At 50.9% G+C, this 14,606-nt stretch carries 15 protein-coding genes; 9 read left to right on the forward strand and 6 right to left on the reverse strand.

Annotation, left to right across the window (positions count from 1 at the left end; all coding sequences use genetic code 11):
- Positions 1-139: 139 nt before the first annotated feature.
- The 3 genes from CMUST_RS00420 to CMUST_RS00430 all read right to left on the reverse strand — a co-directional run bounded on the left by CMUST_RS00420 (position 140) and on the right by CMUST_RS00430 (position 3,273).
- Positions 140-1,555, reverse strand: a complete 1,416-nt coding sequence (locus CMUST_RS00420) for a dicarboxylate/amino acid:cation symporter (protein ID WP_047260864.1) — start codon at positions 1,553-1,555, stop codon at positions 140-142.
- A 198-nt stretch (positions 1,556-1,753) separates the two neighbouring features.
- Positions 1,754-2,671 (reverse strand): esterase/lipase family protein, encoded by a 918-nt coding sequence (locus tag CMUST_RS00425; RefSeq protein ID WP_083987661.1) that lies wholly within the window; start codon positions 2,669-2,671, stop codon positions 1,754-1,756.
- A 20-nt stretch (positions 2,672-2,691) separates the two neighbouring features.
- Positions 2,692-3,273: a DNA-3-methyladenine glycosylase gene (locus CMUST_RS00430; RefSeq protein ID WP_047260865.1), complete on the reverse strand. Its 582-nt coding sequence runs from the start codon at positions 3,271-3,273 to the stop codon at positions 2,692-2,694.
- 147 nt (positions 3,274-3,420) lie between these two features.
- Here CMUST_RS00430 and CMUST_RS00435 point away from each other — a divergent pair, with 147 nt between their 5' ends.
- Both CMUST_RS00435 and CMUST_RS00440 read left to right on the forward strand, forming a co-directional pair.
- Entirely contained in the window at positions 3,421-3,993 is a 573-nt protein-coding gene (locus tag CMUST_RS00435) for a nitroreductase family protein (protein ID WP_047260866.1), read from the forward strand.
- Positions 3,994-4,088: 95 nt separating this feature from the next.
- Positions 4,089-4,679: a gamma carbonic anhydrase family protein gene (locus CMUST_RS00440; RefSeq protein ID WP_047260867.1), complete on the forward strand. Its 591-nt coding sequence runs from the start codon at positions 4,089-4,091 to the stop codon at positions 4,677-4,679.
- A gap of 40 nt (positions 4,680-4,719) precedes the next feature.
- Here CMUST_RS00440 and CMUST_RS00445 read toward each other — a convergent pair whose 3' ends face one another.
- Both CMUST_RS00445 and CMUST_RS00450 read right to left on the reverse strand, forming a co-directional pair.
- Positions 4,720-5,775, reverse strand: a complete 1,056-nt coding sequence (locus CMUST_RS00445) for an ROK family protein (protein ID WP_047260868.1) — start codon at positions 5,773-5,775, stop codon at positions 4,720-4,722.
- Positions 5,776-6,094: 319 nt separating this feature from the next.
- Positions 6,095-6,877 (reverse strand): NAD-dependent deacylase, encoded by a 783-nt coding sequence (locus tag CMUST_RS00450; protein ID WP_047260869.1) that lies wholly within the window; start codon positions 6,875-6,877, stop codon positions 6,095-6,097.
- A 48-nt stretch (positions 6,878-6,925) separates the two neighbouring features.
- Here CMUST_RS00450 and CMUST_RS00455 point away from each other — a divergent pair, with 48 nt between their 5' ends.
- The 3 genes from CMUST_RS00455 (at position 6,926) to CMUST_RS00465 (ending at position 9,433) form a co-directional block, all read left to right on the forward strand.
- A complete protein-coding gene (locus tag CMUST_RS00455) occupies positions 6,926-8,002 on the forward strand; it encodes a TIGR00730 family Rossman fold protein (RefSeq protein WP_047260870.1) in 1,077 nt (358 codons plus the stop codon).
- 148 nt (positions 8,003-8,150) lie between these two features.
- Positions 8,151-8,576: a MarR family winged helix-turn-helix transcriptional regulator gene (locus CMUST_RS00460; RefSeq protein WP_047260871.1), complete on the forward strand. Its 426-nt coding sequence runs from the start codon at positions 8,151-8,153 to the stop codon at positions 8,574-8,576.
- A gap of 161 nt (positions 8,577-8,737) precedes the next feature.
- Positions 8,738-9,433 carry a hypothetical protein gene (locus CMUST_RS00465; RefSeq protein WP_144414081.1) on the forward strand — a complete coding sequence of 232 codons (696 nt, stop codon included), beginning with the start codon at positions 8,738-8,740 and terminating at the stop codon, positions 9,431-9,433.
- A 42-nt stretch (positions 9,434-9,475) separates the two neighbouring features.
- Here CMUST_RS00465 and hrpB read toward each other — a convergent pair whose 3' ends face one another.
- Positions 9,476-11,860 (reverse strand): ATP-dependent helicase HrpB, encoded by a 2,385-nt coding sequence (gene hrpB / locus CMUST_RS00470; protein WP_236690133.1) that lies wholly within the window; start codon positions 11,858-11,860, stop codon positions 9,476-9,478.
- Between the two features lie 137 nt (positions 11,861-11,997).
- Between hrpB and CMUST_RS00475 the strand changes: the two genes are divergently transcribed.
- The 4 genes from CMUST_RS00475 (at position 11,998) to CMUST_RS00490 (ending at position 14,605) form a co-directional block, all read left to right on the forward strand.
- On the forward strand, positions 11,998-12,633 hold the full coding sequence (locus CMUST_RS00475) for a DNA-3-methyladenine glycosylase I (protein ID WP_047260873.1): 636 nt from the start codon (positions 11,998-12,000) through the stop codon (positions 12,631-12,633).
- Between the two features lie 113 nt (positions 12,634-12,746).
- Positions 12,747-13,454, forward strand: a complete 708-nt coding sequence (locus CMUST_RS00480; protein WP_047260874.1) for an SDR family oxidoreductase — start codon at positions 12,747-12,749, stop codon at positions 13,452-13,454.
- Positions 13,455-13,471: 17 nt separating this feature from the next.
- Positions 13,472-14,158 carry a LysE family translocator gene (locus CMUST_RS00485; RefSeq protein ID WP_047260875.1) on the forward strand — a complete coding sequence of 229 codons (687 nt, stop codon included), beginning with the start codon at positions 13,472-13,474 and terminating at the stop codon, positions 14,156-14,158.
- A gap of 126 nt (positions 14,159-14,284) precedes the next feature.
- Positions 14,285-14,605, forward strand: a complete 321-nt coding sequence (locus CMUST_RS00490) for a heavy metal-binding domain-containing protein (RefSeq protein ID WP_047260876.1) — start codon at positions 14,285-14,287, stop codon at positions 14,603-14,605.
- The last annotated feature ends 1 nt before the right edge of the window (position 14,606 follow it).

Here is a 14,606-nt window from a genome sequence, read left to right on the forward strand (position 1 = left end):
CTGTCTCAACAAAAAATATCCCCATAGCTCTAGCCGAAGCTGGTTGGTGGTTTAAGGTGCTGTTACCACTAGTGGGTGTCTACCAAGATTCAGGTAGACACCCACTTAAATTAACTACGCAACCGAGATTTTCTGCGAGCTATTTTGATGGTGTAGTAGCCGATTCTGACATGTGTTCGGGGGTTGAATCAATTGCAGCATCAATCGGATCTTCGTTGACTGCTTCGTCGAAAGCGGAATGTCCGTGCTCTGCGGCGTCCCAGACCTTCTGATTAAGCAGACCTTCTCGCTTGGCGACGATCACTGAAATCAGATTCTGGCCGGTTACGTTAACTGCGGTACGTCCCATATCAATGATCGGTTCAGTTGCCAGCAGCAGCCCTACGCCAGCCAGCGGCAATCCCAATGTTGACAGGGTAAGAGTGAGCATGACGGTTGCGCCAGTGGTGCCTGCGGTTGCTGCGGAACCGAAAACTGACACCAAAACAATGAGAATGTAGTGGGTGAAATTCAATTCCACGTTGTAGAAGTTTGCAACGAAAATTGCGGCTATTGCTGGGAATACCGCTGCGCAACCATCCATCTTGGTGGTGGCACCTAGCGGGATTGCAAAGGAAGCATATGCGCGAGGAACTCCCATTGATTTTTCGGCAACGCGTTGATTAACCGGCATGGTTCCCATAGATGACCGAGTAACGAAACCTAACGAGGTGATTGGCCATACCCGCTTGAAGAATCCAATAACTGGGATACGGTGATAGGCGAGTACTGCTGGGTAGATTCCGAAGATAACCACTGCAAGCCCTAGATAGATCACGAAGACGAATTGCGCCAGCGACCCCAAGGCATCCCAACCGTAGGTGGCTACCGCATTTCCGAGCAGGGCGGCGGTGCCGATTGGTGCAAGGCGGATGATCCACCACAGCACAACCTGGACCACGTTAAGAAGGGATTCGGTGAAGCTTAAGAATGGTTCGGCGGCCTTACCAGCTTTAAGTGCAGCGATGCCGATGGCCATTGATACGACGATCAGTTGTAGGGCGTTGAAATCTAAAGTGGTTCCGGAATCCTGAACCTTTGCGGTGAGCCCAAGGATGTTATTGGGGATAACAGAGTTGATAAAGCCTAGCCAGGAACCAGTTTTGCTTGGCTCAGCAGCGGTTGCTGCGTCGATTGTGCTGTTGATCCCTGGCTTAAAGATCAAGCCGATCAGGATTGCGGACGTCACTGAGAAGAATGCGGTAATTGCGAACCAGATGAGGGTTTGAATTGCAAGCCGTGCGGCGTTGGCAACTTTCCGGAGGTTAGAGATCGAGGTAACCACAGCCGCGAAGATAAGTGGCGCGATCATGATCTTTAATAGTTGCACATAGGTGCCGCCAAGCCAGGCTAAAACACTGCTTAACCAGCTCATTTCCTCTTCGGGTAACCCTGCATTGAGATTGCGGGCTACCAATCCGAGGATCACACCTATGATCAAACCCAAGGTAATTTGGACACCAAAGCCACGTAGCCACGCGGGAATAATGCGTGACTTGGTTGCTCCATTAGTCATGAATGTTCTCCTTAACCAAGAATTGTTGCTAATGAAGCTTTAGACTAAGCGGTCTGCGATGCTTTGTAAAGTTGGCGGTATCCTGCTGGGGTTATCCTGGTTTTTCTTTCATTCGATATCTGTTAAAGGTGCAGTGCAGCTTGCTTTTCGACGCTCTGTTGATGACAATGCAAGATTGGTAGACAGATTGGTCTACTTTTAGCCACGTAGTACTCGCAGTGCTCGCTTGGCGCGCAGCGAAAATGGCACTGGTACTTCCGCTTCGGGTATTTCGGGGTCAAGTGGCGGACAGTTTTCTATTTCTGCAACGACTAATGCCCGCACGTGTTTGTTGTACGGCATATCTTCATGCATAACGAGCATGTGCTGTGCGGTGTCTTGTACGTAGATATTGTTGGAGTGGCGCCCATCTAAGAAGCATGACTCTACTGGGGTGATGATTGCATCGGATCGGGTGGTGATGCAGCTGTAGTGAATTCCGGGGATCGTGTCACCGGTTGCGTTTAGGGCGTCGATAAGCGGTGAATCGCTGAGCATTTCAAAACCGGACGGGCCAAACCAGGCGGTGATGAGCTGATGGATGCGTCGCTGAACATGTGGGGTTAGTGCAATATCGGGTAGGAAACCACCCGGTTGAGTGCCATGATTGGGAACCGACAAGCAAATGAGTTGATGGACTTTGCTACTGCCGCCTAAAAAGTGCATCCAGTAGCGAGCTAGTATTCCGCCTTGGGAATGGCCCACCAATATAGCTTTTCTTGCTCCGGTTACGGTCAAAACCGCGTCGATGTAAGCGCCGACTTGTGCAGCTGATTCTGCGACAGCATCGGTGCTTCGATTTCCGAAATCTGGTGCAAATACTGCATAGCCTAATTCGCGTAACTCAGTGCCAAGCCCTGCCCAGCACGCTTTGGTCTCGCCGGTACCGTGAATCAGGATAACTGGGCAAGGGTGCTTTGGGCTCGTGCGGGAACGCCAATCGTCTTCAAAGATTTTTGCGGTAGGGATCCTGGCTACCAGTGGTAGAGTGTGTCGTTTTGTGTTCGTCGTGGTTTCGGCCGGTAAATCATCAGACTGTTGATTGGTTTGAGATGAATGCGCGGGTGTTGGAGTCATAACTCCAGCAAACCAGAATTTCATTCCCTATGCTGATCAGGCTGGGGCGGATAGCCCTTACGGGCGGATACGCTGGCGTGATTGGGGATCCAAAACCGAAGTTTGGCTTCGGTGTTTTTCGAGATGCCAATCCGGGTACCGCGAACGATTTCCGGTACGGCGCTACGTTCGGTGAATTGCACCAGTGGGCCGTAGATGGATTCTTTATTTAACTCAAGGCTTAACCCTAGCGCGGCTCCGAAATTGCCGGGGCCTTGGGCTAGTCGGTGAAATGGCATTTGGCCACGACGCTGAAGTGCTAATGGGATACCGTCAATCACTTCGCCAGCCCGTAGTAGGCATGCGTGTCCCACGCCCTCTGGGGCGCACACAATATTTCCAGCAAGGTGGATGCCATAGGAGCGGTAAACGTATAGCCGGGCGGGTGGGCCAAACATTGCAATATTTCGTCGGGTCATTCCGCGGTAGGTGTGGGAGGCGGGGTCGGATGCGCCTAAATAGGCCTCGACTTCGGTGATGCGGATGGTTACCCCAGCGTGTGAAATTGTGGCACCCAGTAATAATGGGGCAACTATATTGGCTGGTTGTCCGAAGTCAATCATCACACATAACTGTAGCTGAAATGGCTGCACCCATGTAGGGAGCAGATTTGATGATGGGTATAGCCGGAACGTGGAAAATTTTGATGACGCTTCAACAACATGATAGGCTGAGTATCAATTGACTTTTCACCAAGAGAAAGAGAAAACATGAACGTTTCTGAAGCAATCAAAACCCGACGTGCAATTCGCAGCTACACCGATCAAGAACTAACCGACCAGGTAGTAGACAACGTTGTTTCTTTGGCACTAGAGGCCCCTACCGCTTTTAACCTCCAGCGTGCTGATCTCGTTGTTGTCCGCGATCAGGCCGTCAAGGACGGTTTGTTTGCTGCGTCGAACCAGACACAGCTGCGGGACGCACCAGTAGTTTTGGTTGTCGTTGCTCGCACTGGAGTTCCGACTGACATTATTGATGTTCTTGGTGAAGATTACGGTGCTGGTGTTGTTCAGTACTTCGAATCGCTGGATGCTGCAAAACTGCGAGAATCTGCCATGAAAGATGCAGTCCTAGTCGGCGCCTTTGCTTTGATTGCTGCACAGGCTGAAGGTTTGGCTACCTCACCAACCACCGGTTGGGATGAAGCAAAGGTCCTTGAGGCTGTTGGGCTGCCGGCTGATGGTGAGCACGGTGTCGCGTTGGTTATCGCGATGGGTTATGGCAATGAACAACCTGCTCACCCAGGTCGAAACGCCTCCCGCCGTGTCAATGACCGCTACTAAAAGTCTGTGCCGTACTAACGGCACCTACTGATAAAACAAAGCAAAGTGGGTCATAATTTAAGGTACTGCTCATTCGTTGAAAGGTATCGTAAATTATGACCCATTTTGTTGGACCACTTATCCTGCCGTTTAACGGTAAAACACCACGCATCCACGCCACCGCCTATATCGCGCCTACAGCAACCATCATCGGCGATGTGGAAATCGGGGCACATTCTTCGGTGTTCTATGGTTGCGTGCTTCGGGCGGATGTCAATGCAATCCGGGTGGGGGAGCGAACCAATATCCAAGATAATTGTGTGCTCCATGTCGACTCTGATGCCCCTTGCACGCTTGGCGACGATGTGACGGTGGGGCATCTGGCGCTAGTACATGGCGCCACCGTTGCTGATGGCGTCTTAGTGGGAATGAAATCAGCGCTATTATCCCGCTCTCGTATAGGTGCGGGTTCGCTTATCGCAGCAGGTGCAGTGGTATTGGAGGGACAGGAAATTCCTGAAAAATCCCTCGCCGCTGGGGTTCCAGCTAAAGTGCGCCGGGAGCTTTCCGACGAACAATCACAAGCGTTTATTCCACATGCTGCGCGATATGTTGAGACTGCCGCGGGGCAGGCTGATCCTTCGCAGGCACTTGATCTCAGTGAAGTTACCTACGAAGAGCAATCACGTGGGAAAGGCAACCTATAAAGCCCTTATCCCACATGATGTTCAAAGTTTTCGCTAGCGGCTAGATCGCGTACTGCGAGGAACCGGTAACGATTTGTTTTGCGAAATTGATCGGGTCGGTCAAAAGCCCACTCAAGGCCACCGATCGAGCTGCAGCCCGAGCGTTATCTATATGGGTCGGAATAACGCGTATTTCGACGTTTGCGTGCTTGGAGGCCCGCAACGCCCGACCAACAGCGTGGGCGTCTGCGGAATTTTCAAAAGCTGAACCCGCCAGAACTATGGTGTCCGGCGAAGTCTTGGAAGCCAGATCCATCGCGGCAGCTTCAACGCTTGTGTAATTGCCTACTTCTAATAACTTCACGGAGTTATAGGTATGAACAGCAGCGCCAATGGAATCATCCACATAGAAAATCAGGCCGCGATGCTCATGTACCTTAGGCACCTTTGGTAAACGCTTTTGGTTTGGTCGAGGTTTGGGAGCAGGTTTTGGCGGAATCTGGGTGTGCTGCTCCGCACCAGCGATAGCCTCAATGACACTTGCTATGGTGATCGGCACATCTAGTGCCTGGTGAAGTGGATTGACTATATCGGCATGATCCCAACCCAAATTGGCTGCGGTGATTAGTGAGTGATCATCCACTATTCCTGAGGTAGAGATCCCTAAGTTTGCTAGTGGTAGTTTGCTATCCGACACCATGCGGATTATGTGGGGCACCATCTCATTAACAAAATTTTGAACACTGTGCTCTGCAGGGCTGATTTCCACAAATTGTTCCCTCAGCAATTGACCGCGAGTGCCATAGACGCCTAAGTATGTGGATTTTGTGCCAATAGCCATGCCAACATGAACCCAGGGGCTTGGGGTCAGCTCCAGCGGAATCTTTGGTCGTCCGGGGCCGATAGGCATGATTTTGTCGGGACGCTCCCGAACTAATTGAGCACCCATCAATCCAAGTACCGCACGGGTAATGGTTGGCTGCGAGTGTGGGGAATGATCGACCAAGAAGGTGCGGGTTACCGGCTGCTTCAGTCGAATTAATTGTAGACATAGCGCGGCCGGATTGCTCGGTCCGGTGAATATAGTCGAATGACTAAAGCTGCTTTCAGTTCGCATGGGAAGAAAGCATAGTGGCAGTAGACTATTCTGTCTAATTCATGTATAGGAAAAGACGTTAAAACAAAATTGTCGATACGTCTCCGGATGGGTAATTGGTGGTCAGGAAAATATTACAAGGTCATCTGGTTTTTATTACTTTAGAGCGTTCGATAATCTTTCAATTTCAAACTAACGCTTTTTGCTACTCTGTTGAGTAATCACGGGTTTTTCAATCAATCTTTCAAAGTTATTATTGTTTATCTGTATAAATCTTCCAGTTGATGGCAGCTTTATGCATAAAAATAATCCCTTGTAGTTTGGTAAAAGTTTAATAACTTTATAAGTTATCTACGTACTGCGTAATTAGGGGCAAAGCAACCGCAGCAGTACTGTCCCAGCTGAACGAACATAGCGCAGACAGTTCCGTCTTGGCAGGAGAAATCTCAACAATCGGTGTCCCCAACTGATGTGCCACATAAGGCAAAGATGCAGCGGGCTGCACTACTCCCGAAGTTCCCACAATCACCACCAGATCCGCATTCATCATCCAATGCTGGGCAACTAACCACTCGTCTTCTGGCAATGCTTCGCCAAACCATACAACGCCAGGCCGGATCAGGCCACCACAGAACTCACAGCTTGGCGGTGCTAACCGCGCGACGGGGGCGTCGATAAGCGAAATATCGGAGGCTGCGGTACCACAATCAGTACAACGCCAAGCAAACAAGCTACCGTGCAGGTGGCTCACTGATTTTTGCCCCGCCCGTTCGTGTAAATTATCAATATTCTGCGTTGTTACATGAAATTCGGGTACCAATTTAGCCCACCGCGCCAATGCCATATGTCCCGCATTAGGTTCTGCTTTGCTGGCGAGATGCGCCCGCCACAGATACCATGCCCACATCGGATCTGGATCCCGGTGCCACGCCGAAATACTCGCCATCGCCTTAGGGTCAACGTTCTCCCATAGCCCGGTCTTATCATTTCGATACGTATCTAGACCCGACTCGGCCGACATCCCTGCGCCACTAAACACATGAACTCGCCTGGCCTGGCTAAGCAAGCTGAGAAAACCGGAAGGGCACTGCGCGGTGGATTCTGCCGAAAATCGCCTGTTCATAGTGCCCATTCTATTGATTTACGGTACTGGGGTTTAGAATTTACAGACATGCCTTTCGTTTTCACACAACCGGATACCGACGGACTTCACGCACGGACAATGACAGCCGAAGACGTAGAGTTACGCGCCAATGCGGTGCTTAGAAATCGAAATCGGATAACCCACCGATACGACCGGGCCGACCTAGAAACACCACAACTCAACCAATATTTGGAATTCACCCCAACCCGGGGCGACATAGGCATAGTTTTAGAAGATGAAACGAACAATCCAATCGCCAGCATGTGGGTTTCTTTTATCAAAGCCGATGGGTTCATTGATGACCAAGTACCAGAACTGGTTGTCAATGTTGAAACGGATTGGCAAGGAAAGGGCCTGGGTGGATGGTTGATTAAACAAGCCGTTCATCATGGCCGGACCCACGGCTGGCCCGGAATTTCACTCACTGTTGAACCTGAAAGCCCCGCACGTAGGCTCTATGCCCGCAACGATTTTGTGTCAAAAAATGCATCTGGGGTGATGCTGCGTACCTTGAGTCCAGCGATTAAAGCCGTTGCGGTGTACTGCGGTTCGGTAACTGGAAACCGCCCTGAATTTGCGGTAGCTGCCCGGCAGCTGGGTGAAGAACTTGCGCGCCGGGGAATAACAATGGTCTATGGTGGGGCAAGCGTGGGGTTGATGGGGGAAGCTGCTAACGCTTGTCTTGATGCTGGTGGCGAAGTGATAGGGGTAATGCCAAAGGATTTGAAAGATCTGGAATTGGCTCATCCAAAACTTAGCAAATTAGAAGTAACTGAGAATATCATGGCGCGTAAAATGCGCATGGAAGAGCTAGCCGACGCATTTGTTGCGCTACCCGGCGGAATGGGGACTTTGGAGGAACTCTCCGAAGTTTTAGTACGGCAACAGATCGGTCCGTACACCGGGCCGGTTGCGCTGTATAACGTTGGAGATTACTGGACTCCGCTTATCGACGCCCTGCGAGCAATGGGGGACGATGGGTTCATTTGGGAGCGGTATCTTGACGCGATAGTTGTTGCGGACAATGTAGATGATCTCTTTGATGGGTTCAGCAATTGGGCAAATCCCGGCCTGAAATGGCAAAAAAGACGTCTGAGGACCTAAAAGCCACCCCGAATAGGGGGTAAATCAAAGTAAATAATTGGCTTATATTTTTGAATGACCGTATGGGGTAAAAATCGGGTTTAACCGTTTGGGGCTAACCTTAACCAAGCCTACATTTAGCCAGGTTGGGTGCAATACAATCTGGGGTATGTCCGATCAGCAGAGATTGCGCACCATGATTAGTTTCCACTTCTATACCGGGTCACGTCTCATGCAGCGGATGTACCGCCCATATTTTGACGAATGGAACATTACCTATCCGCAATACCTTGTATTGCTATGCCTGTGGGAAAAAGACGGCCAAACAATCGCCGACTTATCCACGCCACTCGACTTGGATTCCGGTACCCTTTCGCCGCTACTTAAACGTATGGAAGCCAGTGGATACGTGCGCCGACAAGCCGACCACAAAGATTATCGCCGGGTTCTGTTCTTTTTAACGCAGCGTGGCAGGAAGCTTAAGGCCCAAGCTTCCGAAATGGAAACTGAAGTAACCGCAATGCTGGGTCTTGATGTTGATGATCTCAAGGCAATTTCCGAGATTATGGCAAAGATTAACCCGGTTATTGAATAATGTTGACATCATAAACCTATTATCTATAGTTAATAGGTTTATGATGCGCTATTGAGTGGTTAGCACTTGGGCAAAATCCTAGATTTTATGCAAACAATATTCTCACAATTTTCTCATTTGTAAATCCGATTTTACGCAACGAATGTTATTATGCTGTAATAATGCGGATTTTTCCTGAATTAAAGAGAATTGCTTATGACAGTGTCACATTGGGCGGAAATGATTACTTTCGCCCGGGCTTTCTTGAGTCAGAGGCTCATAAGGGGTGGCTGCAAAAATATTCCTCACGTGTAGGGGTCCTCGCGGTGAGGGGGTTGCCTGATTTTATGTTTAATTTGGTGACACGGAACTACCGCAAAAAAGGGTGTGAGGTTTTGGGATTAGGCTACCATTCCGTGGTGATAGCCGATGGTGATAATTGCGTGCGAAAAATACACCACCGGACCCTTTATTCCGGTGCTGATGAGCGACAAGCCTATATAGATCGGCTCTATAGAAAACAATGCCTTTTGTGCGATCATTTCCCGCCAGAAATGATCGAATTACAAGACTTTGTTATTGAAGAATTTCCCCTTAATCCCTCGTTAACCTGCGTAGTTAGTAAGCAGAAAAGGATTTTTGGAAACGGGATGGATTATGCAGAAATTAGAGCACATAACGATATTATGGATTTATGCCAACACATGTTTGATAAATCAGAGGCGTTGCCAGATATTGTAGGAAAGAAAAATATCTTTCAAGTTTCGTGGCGGAACCTTCCGGTCATTGTAGACACTATTCCGGTGGAAAAATCTGATCCCAGCGATCATGAGGCATACCGACGTGCACAAGAAATATTGTGGGGCGCGCCAGGCTAGCACGTAGTGCATCTATAGATTTCTCAATTCTTTTCATATCCCTTAACCCAAATGTCGCTTGGTTTTCGCGGTGGCAGTGGCAGTAAGGGGGTCTTTGGGCCACGGATGCTTCGGATACCGCCCGCGCATTTCAGCCCGCACGTTGTGGTAGCTGCCGGACCAGAAGCTGGCTAAATCATCGGTTATGGCCAGCGGACGTCCGGCAGGCGAGAGTAGGTGAAAAACTACAGGACGACCGCAGAATACGGGAGACGTGGTGATTCCAAAACACTCCTGTAGTTTTACCCGCACAACAGGGCGGCCATCGGAGTAGTCAATTGGTACCATACGGCCAGAAGCAACAGTGAGGGTTTCTGGGGCGAGTGCATCAAAGGAGTTCGCTTCCGGCCAGGGAAGAATGCGCAGTAGCGCAGCATGCATGTCGATGTCTGCGATGGGAACCCCCTGAGCTAACGCGGTCAACTCAGGTTGCAACCAGTACGTTCGGTCAAGCTTTTCGACATCCGGCCAGGGTTCACCCACCTGACGACTGATGAAGTTCAGGCGGTGACGCAACGCGGTTGCGCTGCTAGAAAACGAAAACATATCTAGGCCCCGGCGTGAGATCTCAGCGGAGATGGCTGATTGGGCAAGAGCGGGCGGAACTTCATCAATAGCAATATTGGTGGTATTCATAACGATTGCCCCGGCGTGTGTGATACGCCGCGCTTTGATAACACCGCTGTCGATATGGCAAGAATAGTTGGTACTAATTCCAATAATGTCTAATGCCGTCTCCCGATCGATTTCCGCAGCTGCACGAATGATCGCATTGCTGTTGCCTTTTCCACCGATAGTGACAGTGGCGATAGCCAACCACTGGGCATGCGATAAGCCTAAGTGGGGTGGTAAAACCGCGCGACTGCCATGAGCAAGAAGAAACACTGAATTACCGTTTTCCTCGCCGACGCGCTTGGCAATCTGATCGGGAAACGCCTGCCCTACAACAACACCTGGATCCACATCGGTGGTGTCGTCATGGGTGGTGGGGGCGTCGAAAAGCGGTGCGGCAATCCGCGACAACCGCGCAACCTCGGCGGAAAACCGCGACGTGGGTCGTAACTGGACGATAGCCTGCACGATGTCACCCCGTGGATCTTCCCCCAATGCAGCAATGGTTTCGGCGGCGGCCGGGCCCAGCTGCGCCAACGCCCGGGCAAGCCGCGGATCAGTCGGAATCAACGCTAGTTGTCGCCCCAGATCGGTCACCTGCCCGTTGCTATCCACCGCACCCAAGTGCTGCAGAGTGCGGATCGCGGATTGCCAGGCAGCCTCCGGCGGAGTGTTTGGCAACGGCAATTCCGCAATGCTTGAGCCCCAACACGCCACCGCTAAGGCTGGCCAGGTCACATCTGCCGACATGATCTCCGGAACCGAAAACTCGGTAAACCGCTGGTATTCGCGCTGTTCATACATGCGCAGGACGGTTCCAGGGCCCTCACGTCCCGCACGACCAGCTCGCTGATCGGCGCTGGATTTACTACAACTAACTGTCACCAATCCTGTCATTGCGCGGTTTGCATCGCGTTTCGGCACCCGAGCTAACCCAGCATCAACTACAAGGCGAACCCCCGGAACGGTTACAGAAGACTCCGCGATGGCGGTGGCAACCACAATACGTTGCCCGGTAAAACGCAAGGCTTGGTCTTGTTGAACTGCCGATAACTGCCCATGCAGGGCGAAAACCGGAATATCAGTCAAATTACTAAGCACTTCATGGCAGTGCTCCACCTGGCGCAACCCTGGTAAAAACACCAAAGCAGAATCTTCTCGACCCTGCATGTGCTCCAGCGTGTGCTGGGCAATCGCTGAAACGAAATCACGACTACACTCAATGCGACCAGGTACAGGTAGATAAGAAATATCCAACGGGAATGTCACAGCATCGGTTGCTATCACTGGTGCGGATAATAGCTGCGCAAATCGGTCGGCATCAACGGTGGCAGACATTGCAACCAGGCGGAGATCGTCACGCAATTGTTGCAGCTCAATAAGCATTCCCAACAATAAATCGGTTTCAACCTGGCGCTCATGGACTTCGTCGATCACCACAGCCCCAACCCCAGGCAAGTCGGGATCTCGCAACAGCCGTCGGATCAAGATGCCAGGGGTAACGAATTCGACCAATGAGCCAGGGCGGGAATCACCTCGTACGCTGTAGCCGACTCGATCACCCACCATGGAACCATCTAAATCCGCTAATCGACGGGCCGCAGCCCGCACCGCAACCCGCCGCGGCGCCGTAACAACAACCTTCTGCGGTGCAGTTATATTAGCTATAACTGGAGGAACCACGGTTGTTTTGCCAGTCCCAGGTGGCGCCTGAACCACAACCGCAGAAGTCGGCTTGGACAATGCTGCGGTAATCCGCTCTGCGGCCACACTCACCGGCAAAGTGGCACCTATTCTATAAAGATCAAAAATCACAGTCTCAACCCTAGCTTTTTCTCTAAAACCGCTAGTTATAACTGTAGGGGGTAATACAGCCCCCCATTCATGTCGGGGGAAATTTGTAAGGTGAGCTCATGACAAACATCAATACATCACAGACCCCCACCGATCTAACAGAAGCTGGGTTGGTGAAGTGCGAAGATAATCAATGGCGACCGCCATGGGCAGTACATGATCCACTGCTACGCGAGTACTATGACGGCGAATGGGGGCAACCCATCACTGATGAAAAAGGAGTATTTGAACGGCTGTGCCTAGAAGGCTTTCAAGCCGGACTAAGTTGGCGAACTGTATTGAACAAGCGGGAATACTTACGGGCCGGTTTGTGTAATTTTAATCCAGACCAACTAGCTGTCATGGATACAACTGATATTCCGCGCATCATGGAAAGCCGGGGGATGGTTAAAAACCACCGAAAAATCGCTTCGGTGCTCAATAACGCAGCGAAAACACTGGAATTACGAACCACCACATACGGTGACCTTGCACAGCTAATCTGGTCGTTTGCCCCGGAAAATCACATTAGTCCAGCATCGGTTGCAGCTATTCCCACTACCAGTCCTGAATCAACTGCAATGGCGGCAAAATTAAAAGAACTTGGATTTAGCTATGTCGGGCCAACAACCTGCTATGCCCTCATGCAAGCCATCGGTATCGTGGACGACCGAGTGATAGGAGCCGCGCGTGGTAGACCACAACCGGAAAGCTAATGCTTAACCTTTGGGGCTTAAAGGCTCAGTGCGTTTGTGGTTGCTCCACAGGGATCGACAGCGATTAAAAGAATATGCCCGTTGCTGTCGGCGGGAAGCTACACTAAGACACCATGAGCAAAAAAGTTGCAGTGGTAACTGGCGGATCATCAGGAATTGGGGAGGCAACAGCTAGAGCTTTAGCGGCGGACGGCTGGCATGTGATCGTTGCGGCACGGCGGAAAGAAAAACTGGAAGCAATAGCAAAGGAAATCGGTGGGCAAGCCATTGAATTGGACGTGACCGATGAAAAATCCATTGCGGACTTTGCGGCAGCGATCACCGACTGCCACCTGCTGGTCAATAACGCTGGCGGTGCCAAGGGTCTAGATCCGATTGCCGAAGCCAGCATAGAGGACTGGCAATGGATGTACGACACCAATGTGTTAGGCACCTTGCGTGTAACCCAAGCACTGTTGGATGTACTTACTCGCTGCCAGGGGCACATTATCAACATGTCTTCCGTTGCAGGTTTCGCACCTTATGCTGGTGGTGCCGGTTATAACGCTGCTAAATTCGGCGTAACTGCAATGAATAAAGTCATGCGTATCGAATTTGCCGAACGGGGAATCCGAATCACCGAAATTAATCCCGGCCGCGTAAAAACCGATTTTTCCCTGGTGCGGTTTAAAGGTGATGAAGAAAAAGCCAATGCTGTTTACGCCGATAAGCTCAATCTCACCGCAGATGATGTTGCTGAATCCGTTCGTTGGGTTGCTGGGTTGCCCGAACATGTCAATATCGACCGAATGGTCATTACTCCGCGTGACCAGGTGATCTAACGGTTTTGTGATGTAGAGTGACTTTTAGTTCCATCATTGCGCTTGTGAGCGTGTGGATAGCGGCTATCACCTTGCCCGGTCCAGATACCCTACAAATCACACGGTTAGGGACCAAAGAAAAACATGCTGGAATCATGTGCGCCATTGGCATCATGGTGGGGAATACCTTGTGGATTGTATCGTCCCTGATTGGATTGGCCGCCATAATGGCAAAGACCCCCTCCGTTATCCATGCTATTCAACTAATAGGTGGTGGGTATATCGCTTGGATCGGATTTTGTTCCATCCGGGCAGCTGTGGTGGCGTCTCGGCAGCAAACCGACCAAAACCACAACGAGGTTGGTCTGTCACTGTCTGACTCGCATGATCAACAACGGTTGTCTCACCGGTTATCGCCGTGGGCTGCGTTGCGGACCGGAATTTTAACGAACCTGGCTAACCCCAAGGCTGTGGTGTTTTTTGCCGCGATATTTGCCCAGTTTCTACCCCCGCAACTCGGGGTGGCAGGGGCTGTGGTTATCGCTGGAATCCTCATCGTTACTGGGTTGCTCTGGTTTGTGGGTTTCGCCGTGGGCGTGCACACGATGGCTGCGAAAATAGTAAAGAACGCCGCGATAATCGATCTGATTTCCGGCGTAATTTTCACAGTCATCGGGGTGGTGATGATCTATGAAGGGGTATGGGGGTTAGCGAAACATGTGTAAAACCACAGCGAATTTTCTGACACCACTACAATGGCGTGAAAACGACTAAAAGTAAGTTGCCACTCCACACCATCACCCATTAAAACATTTATCTAATTGACCGCATGAGAAAGGATCACAGGAATCATGATCGTCACAACAACCAATAACGTCGATGGCCGCACCATTGCCGAATACATTCGGGTGGTAGCAGGTGAAAGCATCTTCGGTGCCAATGCGTTCAAAGATATTGCCGCGAGTTTCCGTAATCTGGTCGGTGGCCGCAGCCAAGCATACGAAAACGAACTCATCAATGCCCGGGAAGCTGCATTGGGTGAAATGGTGCAGCGCGCCATTGAGCTTGGTGCTGATGCAGTGGTCGGCGTGAATGTGGACTACCAGACCGTGGGCATCGACGGTGGCATGTTGATGGTGGGCGCGACCGGCACTGCGGTGCGTTTCGCCTAAA

This window comes from Corynebacterium mustelae, from assembly GCF_001020985.1.
Taxonomy (GTDB): Bacteria; Actinomycetota; Actinomycetes; order Mycobacteriales; family Mycobacteriaceae; genus Corynebacterium; species Corynebacterium mustelae.

Coding starts and splice junctions, on each gene's coding strand:
- CMUST_RS00420 (WP_047260864.1), bottom strand. CDS start 1,555: ATGACTAATGGAGCAACCAAGTCACGCATTATTCCCGCGTGGCTACGT.
- CMUST_RS00425 (WP_083987661.1), bottom strand. CDS start 2,671: ATGACTCCAACACCCGCGCATTCATCTCAAACCAATCAACAGTCTGAT.
- CMUST_RS00430 (WP_047260865.1), bottom strand. CDS start 3,273: ATGATTGACTTCGGACAACCAGCCAATATAGTTGCCCCATTATTACTG.
- CMUST_RS00435 (WP_047260866.1), top strand. CDS start 3,421: ATGAACGTTTCTGAAGCAATCAAAACCCGACGTGCAATTCGCAGCTAC.
- CMUST_RS00440 (WP_047260867.1), top strand. CDS start 4,089: ATGACCCATTTTGTTGGACCACTTATCCTGCCGTTTAACGGTAAAACA.
- CMUST_RS00445 (WP_047260868.1), bottom strand. CDS start 5,775: ATGCGAACTGAAAGCAGCTTTAGTCATTCGACTATATTCACCGGACCG.
- CMUST_RS00450 (WP_047260869.1), bottom strand. CDS start 6,877: ATGAACAGGCGATTTTCGGCAGAATCCACCGCGCAGTGCCCTTCCGGT.
- CMUST_RS00455 (WP_047260870.1), top strand. CDS start 6,926: ATGCCTTTCGTTTTCACACAACCGGATACCGACGGACTTCACGCACGG.
- CMUST_RS00460 (WP_047260871.1), top strand. CDS start 8,151: ATGTCCGATCAGCAGAGATTGCGCACCATGATTAGTTTCCACTTCTAT.
- CMUST_RS00465 (WP_144414081.1), top strand. CDS start 8,738: ATGCGGATTTTTCCTGAATTAAAGAGAATTGCTTATGACAGTGTCACA.
- CMUST_RS00475 (WP_047260873.1), top strand. CDS start 11,998: ATGACAAACATCAATACATCACAGACCCCCACCGATCTAACAGAAGCT.
- CMUST_RS00480 (WP_047260874.1), top strand. CDS start 12,747: ATGAGCAAAAAAGTTGCAGTGGTAACTGGCGGATCATCAGGAATTGGG.
- CMUST_RS00490 (WP_047260876.1), top strand. CDS start 14,285: ATGATCGTCACAACAACCAATAACGTCGATGGCCGCACCATTGCCGAA.